This is a genomic window from Rhodospirillaceae bacterium, from assembly GCA_040219235.1.
GTDB lineage: Bacteria > Pseudomonadota > Alphaproteobacteria > Rhodospirillales > Rhodospirillaceae > WLXB01.
In genome coordinates this window covers 478,854-496,219 of the sequence record JAVJSV010000012.1, presented here as the reverse complement: position 1 = coordinate 496,219, position 17,366 = coordinate 478,854, and the positions used below count along the sequence as shown (strand labels likewise).

The following is a 17,366-nucleotide window of genomic DNA, read 5'->3' as shown; positions in this document are numbered from 1 at the left end:
CTGATTAATGAGTGGCAACAGCCGCTCGGGATCAACCGTCTTACATCTTAGATGCACAGCTACGCCACTTTGGATGCAAAAAAACGTCAATCACAGACTGCGTTTATTCCGCAACATGCAAAAAGGTCGCCGACTGCTTGACGATAATCGGCGCGTCCAGCACACAGTCAGACGCAAGGATCAGCTGAAGAGTGAGGCGGTCCAAATCAACGCCGTCTGGCACATCAGCCCAGAACGTTGATGCGGATGCGCGGCGCTCAAATTTTATCGCATCGTAAACACGGGAGGAGTCGCCAGCAAAAAGGTCACGCTGAAAAACCGGTCTGCGCCCGCCCGGCCATGTCACAAAGGCGGAACGGATAGACTGTTCGTTCAAGCCTACCGCCGGCGTAACCTGGCCTTTGAGACGGAGATAGGACTCGTCACCGAAGGCAAACATAATCGGTTGCGGCACCTCGGCCACAACATCACCAAAGGCACAGCGTGGCAAATTTTCCTGAGCGGAACCCGCCGTCATTGTAGAGAGTTGCTCTGTGAGGAGCGCTGTCATTTCCTGCGCGTAGACATTGATGAGAGGTTGACCTGGATGCGCATCCCCTGGGTTGGCCCACAATTCGCGATACAGCGGCGGCGTGCCCTTATCCCTTAATGCTTTTAAGACGGCTGGCAACACATCAACAACGGGTATGCCCGCGTCATTTAGCAGCGTCTTGAGCGCTTTATACTTCGGCTCAAAAAAGGCGGCGTCTGGGCGATGAGGTGTCAGAACAAATTTAACGGCAATGCCCTGTGAGTCAGAGAACGACTTAAGCTCCGCCAAAACGCGTGCATATGCCTCCAGGTTTTGATTGGTCCAGAGCGCCGCTTCCCAGGCGGCGTACCCCGATTCAGGATCAATCCGCGTTTCATACAGCGTTTGCAATAGGCCGGACATAAATCCATCCGCATTGGGAAATGCATCGACCAAAGCCGGAATAGGAAAATGGAACGCAGGTGAGGTTTTCTGCTCGATGCGTCCGACATCTGGATCATTGGTGACAAAACCGAACCAAATCTCGTCAACGCCGACTAAGCTATTGTCGCGGGCCATGGCTTGAAGAAAATGAAGCTGATCCTGCGTCGACCAGCCGTTGATGCCCCAGGCCAGAATGCGCGCAGGAACACCCGCGTCGACAAGCCGCCGCCGAACATCATGCGGCCAACTTACACCCGGGAGAAGGCCATCGCCCCACACAAATGAATCGCCGATCACCGCAACGGTATACACATCGTTGGGCTCGTGGGCGGGGGTATCGATGAGGTCTGTGAAGCCATAAGGGTGAAGATCAGACAGCACAGCACTGAAACGATCTATCACGCGATCATTCTGCACGTCTTCTGCCGTTTGCCACAGCACAGACGTTTGAGAAAAACCACCGTTGCGCAGAAAAAGCTCTAATACCACCAGCCCCGCCAGGGTCGTCAGCCCAAGCGAAATCAGTGTGATCAGAAGATTTGAGAGTAAACGTTTCAATGAAGACCTAACACCGGAATCATACGCAGTTCACATCACGTCGGTTGCGGGTACTGAACCAAGGTCAGCACGTTGCCGTCTGGGTCTAACAGATGCGCCAGCGTGCCGCCCCATGCTTGTTTCTGGGCTGGCCCTAAAAACTGTACGCCCAAGCCGGTCAATTTTCCAACCGCAGCAAGGCAATCCTCGACCGCAAAGGAGAGCGCTGTAAAACGGCCAATCATCTCTGCCGCCTCCGGGTCTGCTGGATTGGCATGTTCAACAATGAAATCAATGTCATTGATCCGGAAAACAGCCGCGCCTTTGGTCTGTCCGACACATGTCAGGCCAAGCGTATCGCGATAAAAGCGCGTCGCCTTCTCAACATTGGCAACAAACACCCGCGCGGCGGCAAGACGGGAAATCATAACATCTGGCTTTGCGGTATGAGTATCAGACATAAGGGTTTAATCTGTGGAGGATGTTCCAGCTTGTTGACTTTTAAACTCCGCCTTTGCTGCCTGAATTTGAACATAGATTGCCTCTGCGTCGCCGCCGATATCCCGCAAGATAGCCGGATGAACTGCCTGGGCGGCCACAATCCATCGGGCCCGCTGCTGTGGTGTGAGGTCATACACAAAGGCGCCTTGCTCACGCAAAAGCTCAATCTTTCGGGCCGCATCTTCCCGCACGGTTTGACGCTGAGAGGGAAACACATTGAAGACTTGATCAATCGCGGCCCGTTGAGCTTCTGTGGCGGCATCCAGCCAGGGCTTCGCCGCCATCAGCACTGTGGTTTCATAATGGTGACCCGTCAGCGTGTAGTGCGGTGCGTGATCCTTAAACGCATTTAAGTACCACGGCAGGCTGGAGGCTCCGCCCTCGACCATGCCAGTTTGCAAGGCGGGCACCACATCTTGAATGCCGAGAAATACCGTATCAACACCCAAAGACTGGAAGAATAACGCCACTGATGGTGTGGAGGGTGTACGCAAGGTTTGGTCTTGGACGGCAGCAGGGTCAAGGTAAGGTTGCGGGCCGTAGAACCCGGTCCAACCCGCTTCTGACCAGCCCAAAAACGTGATTCCGATTTGTTCCAGATAAGGGCGAATCAAATCGCCCGCGCAACAGTCATAAACGTAATCTGCCTCTTCTGGAGACTCGAAGAGGTAGGGCAAAGACAGCACAGCCACTTCGGGAATTGTCGCCGACAGCCCCCACAGCGACGCGGACGAAATCTGCACGCGGTTGCGGCGCAGGCTGTTGATCATGTTTTCTTCATTGCCCAGCTCGCCATAGAGATAATACTCCATATCGATCTCTGAATTGGCGGTGAGCGTGCTTTTGCGGAACAGCCAGTGCTCTTCCCAGATCGACCCTTGTGGGACGTTCCCAGCTGCGCGACCGGTCAGCGGACTCTGCGCGAAAACGGGGCCAGCAGAGAGGATGACGAGGCTGACGATGAGATTTTTCAACAGATAAGCCATGCAGCATCCTTTCAAAACGAAACGTCTTCGGGCCGTCTTCGGGGCCGTCTGCGGTTCAAATATGTTGGCGTGAACAACACCTTTACCCAGCGTATGATGCCCCATAAGCTTGTTCAACTGTAACGCCAATATGTGTGGGGGACATGATGTCACAAGCCGACCCAAATCTACCGATCACCCAGATCGACCATACCGTTATTCGGGGCGTCATTGCCTACACCTCAAAAAAGCCGGAGCGCCTGGATCAGGAGCGCGGTCGTGAATTTTACACCATCACGAAATATGGCTCCGGGGGACGGACGATTGGCGTCCATACAGAAATCGATGACCGCCCGTCGGTGATGCGCGATGCCACCTATTCTGTGGATGCGGACTGGAATCCGCTGGATTGCTTTGTGCGCCTGACCGTGGCGGATAAGTTTATGGGCACTGGGTGGTTCAAGATGCACGAAGATTACACCGAATGCGAAACTTTCACCGCCCTGGAAGGACGCATCTCACAGCGCATGAACCATAAGCATGGCCGGTTAAAGTCGTTCCAGAACCACGCCATTGCCTGCGACAGTTGGCATTTCGCCCATTACGACCTGAGCAAAGGTCCGGGCATCCAGAGCATTGATGAGCTGCTGCTGTGCTCGCCAGATCATCGCGGCGCGACCGGGCCGATGCTGTATCCGCTGCGACTGGATATGGCCTATGTGGGCGACGAAAAAATCACGGTCGGGGCTGGCACCTTCGAGGCCCATCATTTTCAGGTGCCGACCAACACGGACCTGCCCGAAGAACATCCCCCCTATGAGGTCTACACCACAGCCGACGGCGACTATACCTTCCTGAAAGGCGGTGTCGCAGGGTACATGCAGACCCACTACGAATTGGTCGAATTTGAAAAAACGGTCGGCTAAACGCACAGTTCAGGACAGCTTCATATGGTTAAAGACTATCACCAGCGGGATCATATCACGCGCACCGGACGCCTGCTGTACACCTCCAAAAAGCCAGATCGCATGGACGAAGAACGGGGCCGCGAACGCTGGACAATGACCCGGCATCAAGACGGGCGACGGTCGATCATGTCCCACGGCGAGATTGATGATCGTCCCAGCGTGTTGCGCTTCGTGCAGGTGACCGCCAACGCGGACTGGTCGCCGGTGGATGCGTTTGTGCGCATCACCGTGGGCGATGAATTTCGGGGCTCGGGCTGGTTCCGCTTTGCCGATGGCATGGCCGAATGCGAGACCGTGACCAAGCTGGAAGGCCGTATTTCACAGCGCGTGCCCTACACAGGTATTTGTCCAGGCTTCGGGGGACATGCCATTCAAAACGATGGCTGGGTATGCGCTGCGGTTGAACTCAGCAAACCCGGCATTCCACAGACTTTTGTGCAACTGATCTCCTCAACTGATCATCGTGGCGCGACAGGACCGATGATTGCCGAGGCGCGGCCCAGCGTGATTTATGTCGGCGATGAAGAGATCACCGTTGGCGCAGGAACGTTTACAGCGCATCACTTCCAATTCGTTGCGGTGGAGGGCCTGCCGGAGGAACACCCGATTTACAACGTGTGGACCACCACAGACGGCGACTACATTTTCCTCAAAGGTCAGGTCGATGGCTATATGCAAACCCACTACGAACTGGTGGAGCTCACAGAAGGGCTGTGACGGGCGCACGCTTTTCGAACGTCAGGCTGCACTTAATAAAAGCGACTTTGAGCAGGATGGATTTTTTGTTGTCTGGGGATGACCTCGGAACGAGCCCATGCACGACCCTCAGTTTCCTTTAAAAACAAGGACTTAGGGGTATGTGTAACAAGTCTCCCTCAGAGCAGACAGAAAATCACGGTTTTTTGGACGTTTTAAAGGGGGTTCAGGCGTCTGAGCGCAAAATCATACGATTCTCCGAACATCAAATTTCTGCGCGTTCAGAAAAACATGACAGCTCTGTGATGTATCCTGCCGAGCCTCCGGTTTCGGTGGCCCGGAAGGGTCAGGCTTACTATGATGATGCGTCCCTAGACTGGACCCGACCCTGACCCACCATAGCCGGAGTTTTTGATGCCCTCAGTTATGTTTTTACGTCACGCCCTGGGTGTGGCGGTTGTCATTTCATCCGCCGCCTTCGCCCCGCTCACGTCGGCTCAGGCGGAACCAACCGCTGCCGAGGTGATTAAAACCCTCGGCCTGGAAGAAAGTGACATTGTCGCGCGCGACATGCCCGGCTGGCAAAAACCCACAGCGGTGATCGTTAACGCCCAGGGCGACGGGCGGCTCGCGTGGTTTCAGGAGGTGATTCCCGATGATGTAACTCTCCTGCCTGCGCGCTCTGACCGCGAAGCCGCAGAACTGGCCGCCGCCAATGCAGACAGCGTGATGGCGGTCGTCGGTTTTTGCAGCCAACGCATTGTGGATGCAGGCCCCAACATCAAATGGCTGCATATGCCGTTTGCCGGCGTGTCGCAGTGTGTGTCTATTCCGCAGGTGGCTGCAGGCGGGTATCTGATCACCAACATGCAACGGCTCTCGGCCCCGCAAATCGCTGAGCATGTGATTGCCATGATGATGTATTTCGCGCGCGGCCTGGATCATTACGCCGCCGCCCAGCGCGACCGCAAATGGGACCGTGCCGCCGCCCCCAACGATGAGCTATGGGCCATCAACACCAAAACCATGCTGATTGCAGGTTTGGGCGGTATCGGCACACAAACCGCAGAACTGGCTGCGGGTTTGGGCATGCGCGTCATAGCCACCCGCAACTCCAGCCGCAATGGCCCTGATTTCGTGGACTATGTGGGATTGTCTGATGAGTTGCCGGAATTATTGGGTCAGGCGGATGTGGTGGTTAACGCCCTGCCTCTGACCCCGGACACGGAAAACCTGTTTGACGCCGCGCTGTTGGCCCGCATGAAACCCACCGCGTTGTTTTTCAATGTCGGGCGCGGCGGCAGTGTGGTCAGTGCGGACCTTGTGGCCGCCCTTAAAAACGGCACCCTGGCCGGCGCCGGTTTGGATGTGCAGGACCAGGAACCTATGCCCGCCGATCACGTACTGTGGGAGGCGCCCAACCTGTTGATCACACCGCACATCTCGGGTTTCAATGATGCCGGGCGCGATATGTTCTGGGTGATCCTGCGCGAGAACCTCCGCCGCTATGTGGCTGGCGAAAAAATGCTCTCGGTCGTTGACGTCGAGCGAGGGTACTAACCCTATATGTCCCCCGCTGCCCACATTCGGCTCGCTGAAATGCAAGACATTTCTGACATCAAAGCGATTACCGATGCGGTTGACTTGTTTCCATCAAACATGCTCGACGATATGATTGCGGGATATCTCGACGGGTCCAATCGCGACATCTGGTTTGTGGGCGTTATGGATGGAAAAACCGTAGCCTTCGGATTTTGTGAACCGGAACGCATGACTGACGGCACCTGGAATTTGCTGGCCATTGGGGTATTGCCCGCACACCAAAGTGCGGGCTTGGGCAAAGCCATGATGCAGTATTTAGAAGATCGCCTCGCCACAGAGGGCCAGCGGGTGTTGCTGGTAGAAACCATGGGTCTTCCAGAATTCGAACGGACCCGCGCGTTCTACAAAAAGAGCGGCTACACCGAGGAAGCCCGCATTCGTGAGTTTTATGAGGCCGGTGCTGATAAGATTGTATTTTGGAAGCACCTTACAACCAGTTGAAATCGCCGATAAATACAGGCCACTTGCAAATTATAAGTGTTGTTCAATTTTAGCGAGTTTAACGAGTCACCAATTATGCCGCCAACAGGTTAGCTCTCAATTATTTCTCCGCATAAAGATGCTCAAAATAATCATAAATAGATGACAGAACTTCATCTGATACATGAGTAGAAGATGCATCTTCTTGTCCATATGCGGCCTTGCCGATCGTTGACCCCAACCACCGAACAATTTCAAAAGATGGAAAGTAACTCAGATTTTCGACGGAATTTGACACCAACACGTCTTCAATGCAGGCCCTTAAGATAGATTTAGTAGCACAATCTGCTTCTATTGGTCCGCGCTTAAGATAATCAGATATACCCATCGCATTGTGAATAGCGACCGGAGACACTGTCGTAAAAATTTTGGCGCTTGGGTTTAATGACCTAAGGGACGAAAACATTTGTTTTAGAACTGGTAGAGTATCAGATACCCCGGCAAGCTTAAAAGTGCCGCCACGTGATTGTAAAGCTGCACTGATTTTACTTTGCCCTTTGACAGAGGTATCTTGTAGCGCATTCAAGAACCGCGGAAAAACTTTTGGGCAAGAAAATTTTGCGGTCGTGGACTCGTAAAACGCGTCAACTGTATTGCCGAGCGTGACGATCAGGACATCGCTTGATATCAACCTATCCTTCACATTTTTAAGCTGAGTGATTTCATTATCGAATTGGGCTTCAGTGACATCAGACGGGAAAAGAGAGCTAAGCGATTGATGAATGAAATCGTGGATCGTTGCATCGTCTTCACACAAAACTGCGAATAGCAGCGCATTGCCAAAAATGGAGTTTACAGTCTCAGATTTGCGGAACGCCTCAATGTTGTACCCTTTCTTAGACAAATATCTCGATATATTTACAGCGAAGCACGATCCAATCGTAAATATTTGACTGCTGCGATTAAAAGCTGGATCTGGCTCACCTCGAAAAACAGAAGAATAAAAATCCTGACTAAATTTGAATTCGTCTGAACATACGGGGAAAACAGAATGAAGCCTTGAGCCACGCACAGCTCTTAGCTTAGCTAGTTCCGCTTCTATCACATCCAATTCTGTCGACGAAAGGGCGTTACAGAGAGCTTCGGGCAATGTCATTTTCATTTTTAAAAATTCACCGCTGCCATGACTTTTCTTAAGACTCTCTAGAAATGAAGAGATAACGACAGTTCGTTGCTCAGGCGTATCTTGCTCATTAAGGCTTGCCAACAGATTGCGATAGACAAGTCTCGGCATATCTGAAGGTTTGCCGTCGTAATAACCTTCTTTAGACATTTGACTTTCCTTACAACTGATAAACATCACCATGTCGAATGCTGAGTCTTTATTTGCCTTCCGGCTGTGTCATTGGCTCACGGTTTCCAAACCATCCAACGCAAAACATCGCGCTGAACGTTTTGTTCTTCGATCACTTCAACGCCATGAAATGACGTGTCGGTTCTTAAAAAGGACAGCACCGCATTCGGCGCGTAAGCATAGGTCTTGTATAAATCAAAATCTTCATAGGTGTGATGCCGCCCGGTCTGACACGTAAAACCTTTTTGTTTTGGCGTGTAAAAAGACGTACCGAGAGCCTCACTTGTCTCGCCCGCAGACAGGTAGAACAGCAGGGTCATGATTTTACGCGGATTATCTGCGTGAGGACCGATCCCATAGGCGGTGGAATCCCTCAGCAGTTCAAATCTGATGTCGAACGTGTCCTGCCCGATCAAGTCAGGGCGCTGGGTGCTCAAGAGCGGCAGATAAGCGGTGAGCGCAAGTCTCAAAAACTCAGCCGACATAAAGTAGGAAGTCATGCTCACCCAAAACGACCGAATCTCATCTGGAAGGCGTTCGAGAGTCTCTTTTCTCAGCGGCAGGGCCAAGCGAGACTTTTTAGCACGTACATTTCCTGTTCGACCATGAACGCCGCCATATAAATTACTGGTCGGCAGGTGGCTTCGAATGTCCGAATACAGGTCTGGATGAAAGGCGCCGGTCTGATAAAAATGTGGCGAAGGTACCGTGGGGACCGAAGGTGGTCGCAAAGATGAGTCGAGAGACTCTCGAACACGCGCCGTAAGCGCAGTGTCAATTTCTTTAGTTAAAGACGACAAGGCTGTTTCTTTCTCGCACGCATAGTGAAATTTACCAGCCTCTAAAGCTGTGATGTTGAATCGTTATGGCATAAATCTGCTGTTAGCTAAACAGCAATGGTCAGCGGAAAACTCGCCTGGATGGATGAGGGTGGACTGAGTTATGCCTGTTGGTAACCAGAAAACCATCTTCACCGTGATACCGAGGCTTCTTACACACCCGCCTCACCGGCGAAGCGGCGAATCATATCGACATAATGATCGATGTTTTTGTCGAAGCCGGGCACGGGGCCGATGCGGTTAACGAATTCGGCCATGCTGGAGGTAATCAGCAAATGGCGCATCAGGCGAAACAACGGCTGCGCGGCTTTTTCCTCCGGCGATAAGGGTCTGATGCTGTCGTAGCCCTCGACAAACGCCTGGTTGATGGCCTCGGGCCGCCCGTCAAAATCGTTGCGCCAGTAAAAAGCGGCGATGTCTTTGGCAAAATAGTCTGTGCCGCAATCTGAAAAATCAAACACCGCCAGAGAGCCATCGGCCAACCGCATGGCATTGGCACATTGCAGATCGCCGTGGCAGGCTCCGGATGGGACAGCGACGGGATCAAGCGCGGCCATACGCGCGAGCACCTTAGCTCCGGCCTGCTCTAAGAAAGCGCAGTCAGCTTCACGGTTACTGTCGTTCGCTTTGACAAGCTCCAGCAAGAACGGCAGACGCCGCGTCAACTTAGGCTCAGAGGACACATGCTTGGTGTGGGATGTGGTGAAATCCGCACAGACCAGATGCAGCTGCGCCAGCATCGCGCCGAGACGATGGGCGTCTTGCGCGTTGACGTCCAGATCGTAAGGCTGACCTTCGAGCCACCGCATCATGACGATTTGGCGTTTACCCTCCGGTGCTTGGACTGAAAAAAACAAAGACCCATCTGCCAACGGAATGGCGGTGGGCACTTCGATTCCACGGCCCGCAAGATGATTAATGTAGTCCTGCTCGTAGGCAAATTCGTCATCCGTGCTTTTGCCCGTGCGGGCCACTTTCAACGCATGGGGTCCGTCGTCGTGCTCAATACGATAAATATCATTCATGCCACGACTGAGCAGCTTGCATCGGACATCGCCACGGACCCCATACCGGCGTTTGAGCTCTGCGGCCAAGGCATCGGCGTCCAGAACTGACTGGCTGACGGGAAAGGTCATTGCAGACCGGACTCCACCAGATGGCTTTTGGCCAGTGCTGTGAAGGGCGCAAAGTCGCCATCAAACCCCGGCACTGGCCCGATGCGATTGATGAGCATGGCGAAGGTGGAGGACATGACTAAATCCCGCGCGACTCGGAACAGCCCCAGATTGGACTGCTCGATGGGTGTCAAAGGCCGGGTTGATGTGTAGCCCTGTAAAAAAGCGCTGTTGATGTTTTCGTTTTGAATGTCGAGATCACTGCGCCACATGAAGGTGAAAATATCTTCTGCCAGATACCCCGTGCCGCAGGTATCAAAATCCAACGCGGCGATGCTGTTGCCCGAAGCGTCTGCCGCAACTCGCATGACATTCGCATACTGGAAATCGCCATGAACCGGACCACGGGGGACGTCAGCGCCGTCAAGCGCAGCGTACCCAGCTTTGACCACCTGTGTCGCCTGCTCATAAAACGCACGCTGGTCTGGATCGGACTCGAGCATCTTCAGAAGATGCGGCATACGCTCATCGATCATCACCGTAGCCCTGAGAGGACGCGGTGTGGCCGGTGTAAACGATTGGCCCGCACTGTGGAGTGCGGCCAAGGCCGCGCCGATATCCCGGGCATCATCCACACTTAAATCTTTGTCGAACACGACCCCATCGAGCCAGAGCATCAGCGTCAAAGAGCGCACGCCTTCCGGGGCCTCGACTTCAAAACACAGACGGCCATCTTTGGCTGGAATTGGAGCCGGAACCAAACAGCCTTGGGTATGCAAGTGGCGCACATAGGTGGTTTCATACACGTAAGCCTCGCGCGTGCGGAAGTTGGCCTTGGCCACCCGCAGGGCATAACGATCGGACCCGGCAAGAATTTCATAAAAGTCGTTATTGCCGCGATTGACCAACTGACAGCGCACGGGCGTGGGGAGGTCATAGCGGCGCATCACTTCGTCTTTGAGCGCATCGGGATCAAGCGTGGAATGAATGACCGGAAAAACCATAAACGTCCTTTACTTTGATCACGCAGCAGACCGGTCCACAAGAAACCTGTCAAGACAGGGGTCGGTTATGTGTGTGAGTCTTGACTCTACATCCAAGGAACGCACAGTCAGAGCAAGGAGCGTTTCATGAATACGACACAGTCAAACTTAGTGGGCGGGATTTACGACATTGGGGTCGGGGTGAGTGACCTTGAGGCCGCGACAACTTTTTGGGCCTCATGCGGCTATCGTCCTGGCCCCGAAGGCAAACTGGATGCTGCAGCGGCGAAAGCGCTCTATGGCGTCGACTCTGCCGTAACCTGTGTGCGCCTGCTGCATCAAAACGCAACGGCGGGATTGATCCGTTTGATGAAATGGGACACGCCCATCGGACCGGGCCTGAACATGGCACCGCTGCGCACCCATGGTTGCCGTTGGTCGGTCCATCGCACCGATAACATCGCCAATGCCGCTGCCCATGGCGAAATTCTGAAACGCCAGGGCAAGCCGATTTATCTGGTGGGGCCCCATTACAATTTTAATCTCGCGCGTAAATTCACCGAGAAGAAGCCCTTTGAAGAACACCTGCCCGTGTCCGGTGATGTGTTGATGTTTCAGCCGGAAGCACAACTGGTGGCCATGACGCGGATGAATTTCCCAGTGCCTAAGTACGGCACCATCCATGAAGGCGCACCCTTAAGAACAACCGAAGGCTGCCATATGGCGCTCGTCCTTCAGGGCGATGACGTGGCCGTGTTTGATTTTTACGAAGATGTCATCGGCTTCAAACGCTACCACCAGGCCGATGTGACTTATCAACCCGGGTATATGCCCAGCGATATGTTTGCGTTGAGCGAAGGGGAGCGTTTCTCGGAAGTCGACTTTGACGACCCAGACGCCGGGGATCACCCCACCGAGCATCTGCCCGGACGCTTGCGCTGTTTTCTGATGCGCTCTAACACCGCGCCCGATGACCGGTTAGCGCGCGCGCAACCAGGACATTTAGGGTATACGCTATATTCCGTGCGGGTGAGAGATGTGAAGGCCATGCACGCGCGCGTGTCAGGCTCTGAGGCGACACAGGTGACGGCTGTGATGAACGATGAATTTGGCGTGCCCGCGTTTTCGTTTGCCGCCCCGGATGGCTTTACCTGGATGGTGCTGCAGAACACGCTGTAGATGTTAGCCAGTAGATTGTGTCCTGTTAGGCTTTCTGCACGAGACCGTCCAGTACGGTATCCAGATGCGCCTGCAGGGCGTCTTTCAGCGCAAAAGATTTTTTGTCTGAGAACAGGTGGTTCCAGATCACCGAGGCGATGACCGGGCTCATAATCAGCATGGGGTAGGCGGCCAGGCCCGTATCTCGAAACTCACCACGATCAACGCCGCGCTGAATAATTGCGCCTAAGCCTTCGACGCCAGGGCCAAGCAGTTCCTCATAGTAGAAGGACACCAGTTCGGGGAAACGTTGCCCTTCGGAAATCAGCAGCAGCAAAATTGTGCGATAGGCGGGCAGCGATAAGCTAGAGCTGATGCGGCGGAAGATTTCCCGGAGGAGGTCTGCGGTTGATCCTTCAAAGCGTGTGGCCATCGCCATGGTCTCTTTGAGATGGCTGCCAATGGTTTCACGCACGCAGGCTTTAAACACCTCTTCTTTATTTTCAAAATACAAATAGATGGTGCCTTTGCTGATGCCAACGCGCTCGGCCACATCTTCCAGACGGGTGCCGGCAAAGCCATCGCGGGCGAACACAGCCAGGGCGGCCTCGACGATTTCCTTAGGCCGCGCCTCTTTCTGGGCCGCGCGCACGCCCTTTTTGCGCCTCGCCTTGGTCTGCATTCTGGAAACTTCCTCATTGCATTCTGACTGATATGAGCTATTTTACTGACTAACTAGTCAGTCAGCAAGAACTTATCGCGACAAAGGGTATTCTGTATGAACGACACATCCCGCACGACTGAACCGCAGGATATTTCAGGCCGGGACGCTTTGGACGCCCCAGTGGACCCACAGGGCAAATGGGGCCTGATCGCTGGTGGTATTTTGGGCGTGGGGATTCTCGGCTTCATTTTGCTGCAAGCCCTCTCCAGCGACCCGGCGCAGGTGGCCCGCGACTCCCGCGCACCCTTGGTGCAGGTGGTGCCGATTGAGATTCAGGATGAGCCGTTGCGCGTGCAGGGTGACGGCCCGGTGCGTCCTCGGGCGCAAGTGGCTTTGATCGCACAAGTGTCCGGCACCGTGGTGAACACCGGTGCGGCTCTGGTGACCGGCGGGACGTTCAAACACGGCGATGTGCTGGCCCAAATTGACGCCCGACCTTATGAAGCAGCTCTCGCGCAAGCCAACGCCGAACACAGCGCACGACAAGCGGATTTAGATTTGGCCGATCGGCAATTGCAGCGGGATCAGCAACTCAGCGAAAGCGGAGCAGCCAGTGAGCGACGGCGGGATGAAACACAAAACCAACGCGACCGCACCAAGGCGCAAATCGACGGGTTGAAGGCACAAATTATTCTGCGGGAGATTGACCTTGAACGCACAACGCTGACCGCACCCTTTGACGGCCAGGTGCTGTCGGAAAATGTGGATGAAGGATCGGTGGTACAGCCGGGTGCGGAAATTGCGCGTATTTTTGCCACCGACATCTATGAAATTGTGGTGCCGTTGTCCGACCGTGACGCCGCGCTAATTCCTGGCATTTGGGATCCGGTTATCACCAACCGCCCGTCCGCCACGGCCACACTTTCCTATCGTGGCCGACTGTATACCTGGGACGGTTATGTGGACCGGGTGGAAGCTGGCATTGATGCGGAGACGCGCACCATCGACGTGGTGGTGCGGGTGCCAAACCCGTTGCAACGGGGCCGTTTGATTGGGCCGCCCCGCGGTAGCGCTATTGCAGATGCGCCACCGTTTCTGGCGGGCACTTACGCCGCCATCGAGATTGAAGGGGTGGTGATGCCCCATGCGGTGATCCCCCGCGCCGGCTTGCGCACCGGCAACACCCTCTGGCTGGCGCGCGCTGATGATACCTTAGAGGTTGTTGACGTTGACGTGTTGCAAGACCAAGGCAATGCGGTGGTGATCAGCGGCGAGGGCCTTACAAATGGGGCACGGTTGATCACCAGCGAGTTGAGCATCGGCACCACCGGGCTGCCGGTGCAGGTGGCAGAAGACCGAAGCACACCCAACCAGGACTCACCATGAAAACCGCGATTGAATGGATGACGCGGCACGGGGTCGCGCCCAATCTCCTCATGGTGTTCATGGTCGCCGTTGGTTTGGTCAGCGCCCTCACCATTCCGGTTGAGGTGTTTCCCGAACTGAAACTTGAGACTGTCAATATCAAGGTGGAATACCTGGGGGCGTCTCCGGCAGAAATTGAAGAGTCCATTCTGCAACGCATCGAAGAGCGGGTGGAAGGCATTGATGGTCTGCGCAACATCACATCGACCGCCATCGAAAACAGCGGCACGGTGTCCATCGAACTGGCGCTCGGCGAAGACAGCGCGCGCAAGCTGGACGAAATAAAATCTGAGGTCGACCGCATCACCACCTTTCCGGCGGGGGCCGAGAAACCCGAGATCAGCGAAGCCTCGAACCGGCAGCGGGTGATCGAGATTGCCCTGGTGGGCGACATCGGTGAACGGGCGCTGAAAGAACTAGCCAACAAGGTCAAAGACGACCTGGGCCTGAGCGACGCGATTTCGCTGGTGGAAGTGGGTTCGGTGCGGGACTACGAAGTTTCCATCGAAGTCGATAACGCCACCTTGCGTGCTTACGGGATGTCGTTGCCGCAACTGGCGAACACGATACGTCAGGAAAGTCTGGATCTGCCCGGCGGCGAAATTGAATCCCTGGATGAAGATGTGGTGCTGCGGACGCTAGGGCGGAACTACGACGGCAAAGACTTCGAAGAGATTGTGGTGGTCACCGGGCGCAACGGCGCGCAGGTGAAGCTGAGTGACATTGCAACGGTCAACGATGGATTTCGCGATCAGGATTTGATCAGCCTGTTTGACGGCAAGCCTGCGGTGTTCGTCAAAGTGTTTCGCACCGGTGATGAACAAGTACTGACGGTGGTAGATGCCGTTGAGAGATATCTGGATGAAGAACTGACCCCCTTGCTGCCGCCGGATACTGCCGCCATTGTGTGGCGCAATGACGCGGAAGAATTGGAGAGCCGCCTTAGTCTGTTGCTGAAAAACGGCGCGCTGGGGCTGATTCTGGTGATTGTCACGCTGACCTTGTTTCTGGATGTGCGCCTGGCGTTTTGGACGTCGCTGGGGATTCTGGTGGCCTTCGTCGCCGCCATTGCGGTGATCAGTTTGATCGGCAATTCCATCAACCAGATTGCGCTGTTCGGTTTTATTCTGGCGCTTGGGATTGTGGTGGATGATGCCATTGTCATAGGCGAAAATATTTACTCAGAGAACATGAAAGGCGGTTCGCCGTTGGAGGCCGCCATCAAGGGGGCGCAGCGGGTTTCAGTGCCGGTGTTGTTTGCGGTGGCAACCACCATTGCCGCCTTCTCGCCGCTGCTGTTGGTGCCCGGAACCAGCGGTAAGTTTCTCGGCCAGATGCCAACGGTGGTGATTATTCTGCTGCTGCTATCATTGCTGGAAGCCATGCTGGTGCTGCCCTATCACCTGTCGCACCAGAATTTCGCCGATAAACCAAAGCCGGGTTCGATTCTGAATCGCGTTAAGACCGTACAAGAAAAATTTTCCAAGGCGTTGATGCGCTTCGTCAACGGACCGCTGGACCGCGCCCTGGTGTTTGTCACCGGGCACCCGTGGGTGGCGGTGTCGGCCAGCGTCGCGATGATTCTGCTGTCAGTGGGATTCGTCGCCGGGGGTTATGTTAAAATTCAGTTCTTTCCGGTGGTCGAAGGCCGCTACGTAACGGCAACTATGGAGATGAAGCCGGGCACGCCGCTGGAACAAACCGAGCGCATGGCCGCGCAAATTTTAGACATCGGCCGCACGGTTGAGGCCGAGTTCCAAACGCGCTTGCCGGACGATAGCGAGAAACTCGTTACAGCCACATACGTTCTCGTGGGCAGTCAGGATTTTGCCGCACCGCCGTTTGGCGGTGTCAGCATTCTGCCCGATGCCAACAAAGCCTCGGTGGTGATGGAGTTGATTGACCCGGAGCTGCGCTCGTTCGGGGCACAGGAATTTCAAGACACCTGGAGAGATCGCGTCGGTGAACCACCGGGTATGCGGCGTCTGTTTTTCTCGTCGCAACTTTTCAACTTGGGCGAGCCGGTACAGGTGGAAATTTCCGCCGACACCGACGAGACCTTGGGTCAGGCGGTGAATGAGATTCAGAATCAGCTGAACCAGATCGCCGGTGTGTTTGATGTGCGCAATGACCGCGATGAAGGCAAGCGCGAGATGGAACTGCGCCTCAAACCGCAAGCACGCGTGTACGGCCTAACACTGGACGGCCTGGCGCAGCAAGTGCGCGGCGCGTTCTTCGGCGCGGAAGCGTTGCGCGTGCAACGCGGGCGGGAAGAAGTGCGGGTGTATGTGCGGCTGCCGAAGTCGGAGCGGGATTCCATCGCCGATCTGCTGAACTATCGCGTGCAGGTACCGGGCAGTGGATTTGTGCCTCTGGGGGCTGTGGCAGACGTGACCGAAGGGCTGAGCCCGTCGATGATCAAACGCCGCAACGGACGGCGCATTGTGTCGATCACCGCCAATGTGGACAACGTGTCGATCACCGGGCAGGAAGTCACCGCGCAATTGGAAACTGAAATTCTGCCGCGCCTGGCAGAGGCTTTGCCGGGCTTGAAGTATGACTTCGGCGGCGAGCAGCGTGAGCAACGCGAAACCCTGCCCGTGCTGGGCCGCAACTTCATACTGGCGTTGTTCGCCATCTATGCACTGCTGGCCATCGCGTTCCGGTCTTATATGCAACCGTTGATTATTATGGCGGCGATTCCCTTTGGCGCGATTGGGGCCATCATCGGCCACTTGATTATGGGCATTAATCTGACCCTGCCCGGCATCTTCGGCATTGTTGGCCTGGCCGGGGTAATTGTGAACGGCGCGTTGGTGATGATTGATTTCATTAATGAAGAACGGGCCAATGGCAAGCACGCCCGCCGTGCGATTGTAGACGGCGCGAAGTCGCGCTTTCGACCGATCATGCTGACGGCGCTGACCACCTTTTTGGGCGTGTTCCCACTGATTATTGAGCGCAGCATTCAAGCCCAGTTTCTGGTGCCGGTGGCGTGCAGTATTGGATTCGGAGTGCTGTTTGGCACGGCGGTGCAATTGCTGCTGGTGCCGGCACTGACGATGATTCAGGCGTTGGGTTTGAAAGCCAGTCTTGGGTTTGGCCGCAAAGTTCCGCAACCGGCTGAGTGAGCCACAATTGAGCCATTTTAGGGAGTCTTACTGGCCATGTGCTAAGATTGGTC

General features: G+C 55.0%; 15 protein-coding genes. 7 read left to right on the top strand and 8 right to left on the bottom strand.

The annotated features are described in order from the left end of the window. Positions 1 to 103: 103 nt before the first annotated feature. Genes RIC29_12535 through dctP form a run of 3 tightly spaced genes read right to left on the bottom strand, consistent with a single transcriptional unit; the run spans position 104 to position 2,979 of the window. On the bottom strand, positions 104 to 1,513 hold the full coding sequence (locus tag RIC29_12535) for a hypothetical protein (GenBank protein ID MEQ8735745.1): 1,410 nt from the start codon (positions 1,511 to 1,513) through the stop codon (positions 104 to 106). A gap of 35 nt (positions 1,514 to 1,548) precedes the next feature. Then, on the bottom strand, positions 1,549 to 1,953 hold the full coding sequence (locus RIC29_12530; GenBank protein ID MEQ8735744.1) for a VOC family protein: 405 nt from the start codon (positions 1,951 to 1,953) through the stop codon (positions 1,549 to 1,551). A gap of 6 nt (positions 1,954 to 1,959) precedes the next feature. Beyond that, complete coding sequence (gene dctP / locus RIC29_12525) at positions 1,960 to 2,979, bottom strand: TRAP transporter substrate-binding protein DctP (GenBank protein MEQ8735743.1); 1,020 nt, start codon at positions 2,977 to 2,979, stop codon at positions 1,960 to 1,962. A 143-nt stretch (positions 2,980 to 3,122) separates the two neighbouring features. On the opposite strand from dctP, the gene RIC29_12520 reads away from it, so the two are divergent. From RIC29_12520 to RIC29_12505, 4 genes are all read left to right on the top strand, one after another. Continuing rightward, positions 3,123 to 3,884, top strand: a complete 762-nt coding sequence (locus RIC29_12520; protein ID MEQ8735742.1) for a hypothetical protein — start codon at positions 3,123 to 3,125, stop codon at positions 3,882 to 3,884. 24 nt (positions 3,885 to 3,908) lie between these two features. After that, positions 3,909 to 4,643 (top strand): hypothetical protein, encoded by a 735-nt coding sequence (locus tag RIC29_12515; GenBank protein ID MEQ8735741.1) that lies wholly within the window; start codon positions 3,909 to 3,911, stop codon positions 4,641 to 4,643. A 393-nt stretch (positions 4,644 to 5,036) separates the two neighbouring features. Continuing rightward, positions 5,037 to 6,182, top strand: a complete 1,146-nt coding sequence (locus RIC29_12510) for a D-2-hydroxyacid dehydrogenase (protein ID MEQ8735740.1) — start codon at positions 5,037 to 5,039, stop codon at positions 6,180 to 6,182. A gap of 6 nt (positions 6,183 to 6,188) precedes the next feature. Next, positions 6,189 to 6,665, top strand: coding sequence for a GNAT family N-acetyltransferase (locus tag RIC29_12505; GenBank protein ID MEQ8735739.1), 477 nt, complete (start codon positions 6,189 to 6,191; stop codon positions 6,663 to 6,665). A 100-nt stretch (positions 6,666 to 6,765) separates the two neighbouring features. On the opposite strand, the gene RIC29_12500 is transcribed toward RIC29_12505, so the two are convergent. The 4 genes from RIC29_12500 to RIC29_12485 form a co-directional block, all read right to left on the bottom strand. Then, positions 6,766 to 7,977: a GSCFA domain-containing protein gene (locus tag RIC29_12500; protein ID MEQ8735738.1), complete on the bottom strand. Its 1,212-nt coding sequence runs from the start codon at positions 7,975 to 7,977 to the stop codon at positions 6,766 to 6,768. A gap of 77 nt (positions 7,978 to 8,054) precedes the next feature. After that, positions 8,055 to 8,798, bottom strand: coding sequence for a hypothetical protein (locus tag RIC29_12495; protein MEQ8735737.1), 744 nt, complete (start codon positions 8,796 to 8,798; stop codon positions 8,055 to 8,057). Between the two features lie 191 nt (positions 8,799 to 8,989). Further along, positions 8,990 to 9,973 carry a phosphotransferase gene (locus RIC29_12490; protein ID MEQ8735736.1) on the bottom strand — a complete coding sequence of 328 codons (984 nt, stop codon included), beginning with the start codon at positions 9,971 to 9,973 and terminating at the stop codon, positions 8,990 to 8,992. Further along, the gene (locus RIC29_12485) at positions 9,970 to 10,956 is read right to left on the bottom strand and encodes a phosphotransferase (protein MEQ8735735.1); all 987 of its coding nucleotides are present in this window, start codon (positions 10,954 to 10,956) and stop codon (positions 9,970 to 9,972) included. The genes RIC29_12490 and RIC29_12485 overlap by 4 nt, the downstream gene beginning before the upstream one ends. 126 nt (positions 10,957 to 11,082) lie before the next feature. Here RIC29_12485 and RIC29_12480 point away from each other — a divergent pair, with 126 nt between their 5' ends. Further along, positions 11,083 to 12,114 (top strand): hypothetical protein, encoded by a 1,032-nt coding sequence (locus RIC29_12480; GenBank protein MEQ8735734.1) that lies wholly within the window; start codon positions 11,083 to 11,085, stop codon positions 12,112 to 12,114. Between the two features lie 25 nt (positions 12,115 to 12,139). On the opposite strand, the gene RIC29_12475 is transcribed toward RIC29_12480, so the two are convergent. Beyond that, complete coding sequence (locus RIC29_12475; GenBank protein ID MEQ8735733.1) at positions 12,140 to 12,775, bottom strand: TetR/AcrR family transcriptional regulator; 636 nt, start codon at positions 12,773 to 12,775, stop codon at positions 12,140 to 12,142. Positions 12,776 to 12,871: 96 nt separating this feature from the next. Between RIC29_12475 and RIC29_12470 the strand changes: the two genes are divergently transcribed. Next, positions 12,872 to 14,143 (top strand): efflux RND transporter periplasmic adaptor subunit, encoded by a 1,272-nt coding sequence (locus RIC29_12470; GenBank protein ID MEQ8735732.1) that lies wholly within the window; start codon positions 12,872 to 12,874, stop codon positions 14,141 to 14,143. Further along, entirely contained in the window at positions 14,140 to 17,313 is a 3,174-nt protein-coding gene (locus RIC29_12465) for an efflux RND transporter permease subunit (protein MEQ8735731.1), read from the top strand. Before RIC29_12470 ends, RIC29_12465 begins: the two co-directional genes overlap by 4 nt. The last annotated feature ends 53 nt before the right edge of the window (positions 17,314 to 17,366 follow it).

Coding starts and splice junctions, on each gene's coding strand:
- RIC29_12530 (MEQ8735744.1), bottom strand. CDS start 1,953: ATGTCTGATACTCATACCGCAAAGCCAGATGTTATGATTTCCCGTCTT.
- dctP (MEQ8735743.1), bottom strand. CDS start 2,979: ATGGCTTATCTGTTGAAAAATCTCATCGTCAGCCTCGTCATCCTCTCT.
- RIC29_12520 (MEQ8735742.1), top strand. CDS start 3,123: ATGATGTCACAAGCCGACCCAAATCTACCGATCACCCAGATCGACCAT.
- RIC29_12515 (MEQ8735741.1), top strand. CDS start 3,909: ATGGTTAAAGACTATCACCAGCGGGATCATATCACGCGCACCGGACGC.
- RIC29_12510 (MEQ8735740.1), top strand. CDS start 5,037: ATGCCCTCAGTTATGTTTTTACGTCACGCCCTGGGTGTGGCGGTTGTC.
- RIC29_12505 (MEQ8735739.1), top strand. CDS start 6,189: ATGTCCCCCGCTGCCCACATTCGGCTCGCTGAAATGCAAGACATTTCT.
- RIC29_12500 (MEQ8735738.1), bottom strand. CDS start 7,977: ATGTCTAAAGAAGGTTATTACGACGGCAAACCTTCAGATATGCCGAGA.
- RIC29_12490 (MEQ8735736.1), bottom strand. CDS start 9,973: ATGACCTTTCCCGTCAGCCAGTCAGTTCTGGACGCCGATGCCTTGGCC.
- RIC29_12485 (MEQ8735735.1), bottom strand. CDS start 10,956: ATGGTTTTTCCGGTCATTCATTCCACGCTTGATCCCGATGCGCTCAAA.
- RIC29_12480 (MEQ8735734.1), top strand. CDS start 11,083: ATGAATACGACACAGTCAAACTTAGTGGGCGGGATTTACGACATTGGG.
- RIC29_12475 (MEQ8735733.1), bottom strand. CDS start 12,775: ATGCAGACCAAGGCGAGGCGCAAAAAGGGCGTGCGCGCGGCCCAGAAA.
- RIC29_12470 (MEQ8735732.1), top strand. CDS start 12,872: ATGAACGACACATCCCGCACGACTGAACCGCAGGATATTTCAGGCCGG.
- RIC29_12465 (MEQ8735731.1), top strand. CDS start 14,140: ATGAAAACCGCGATTGAATGGATGACGCGGCACGGGGTCGCGCCCAAT.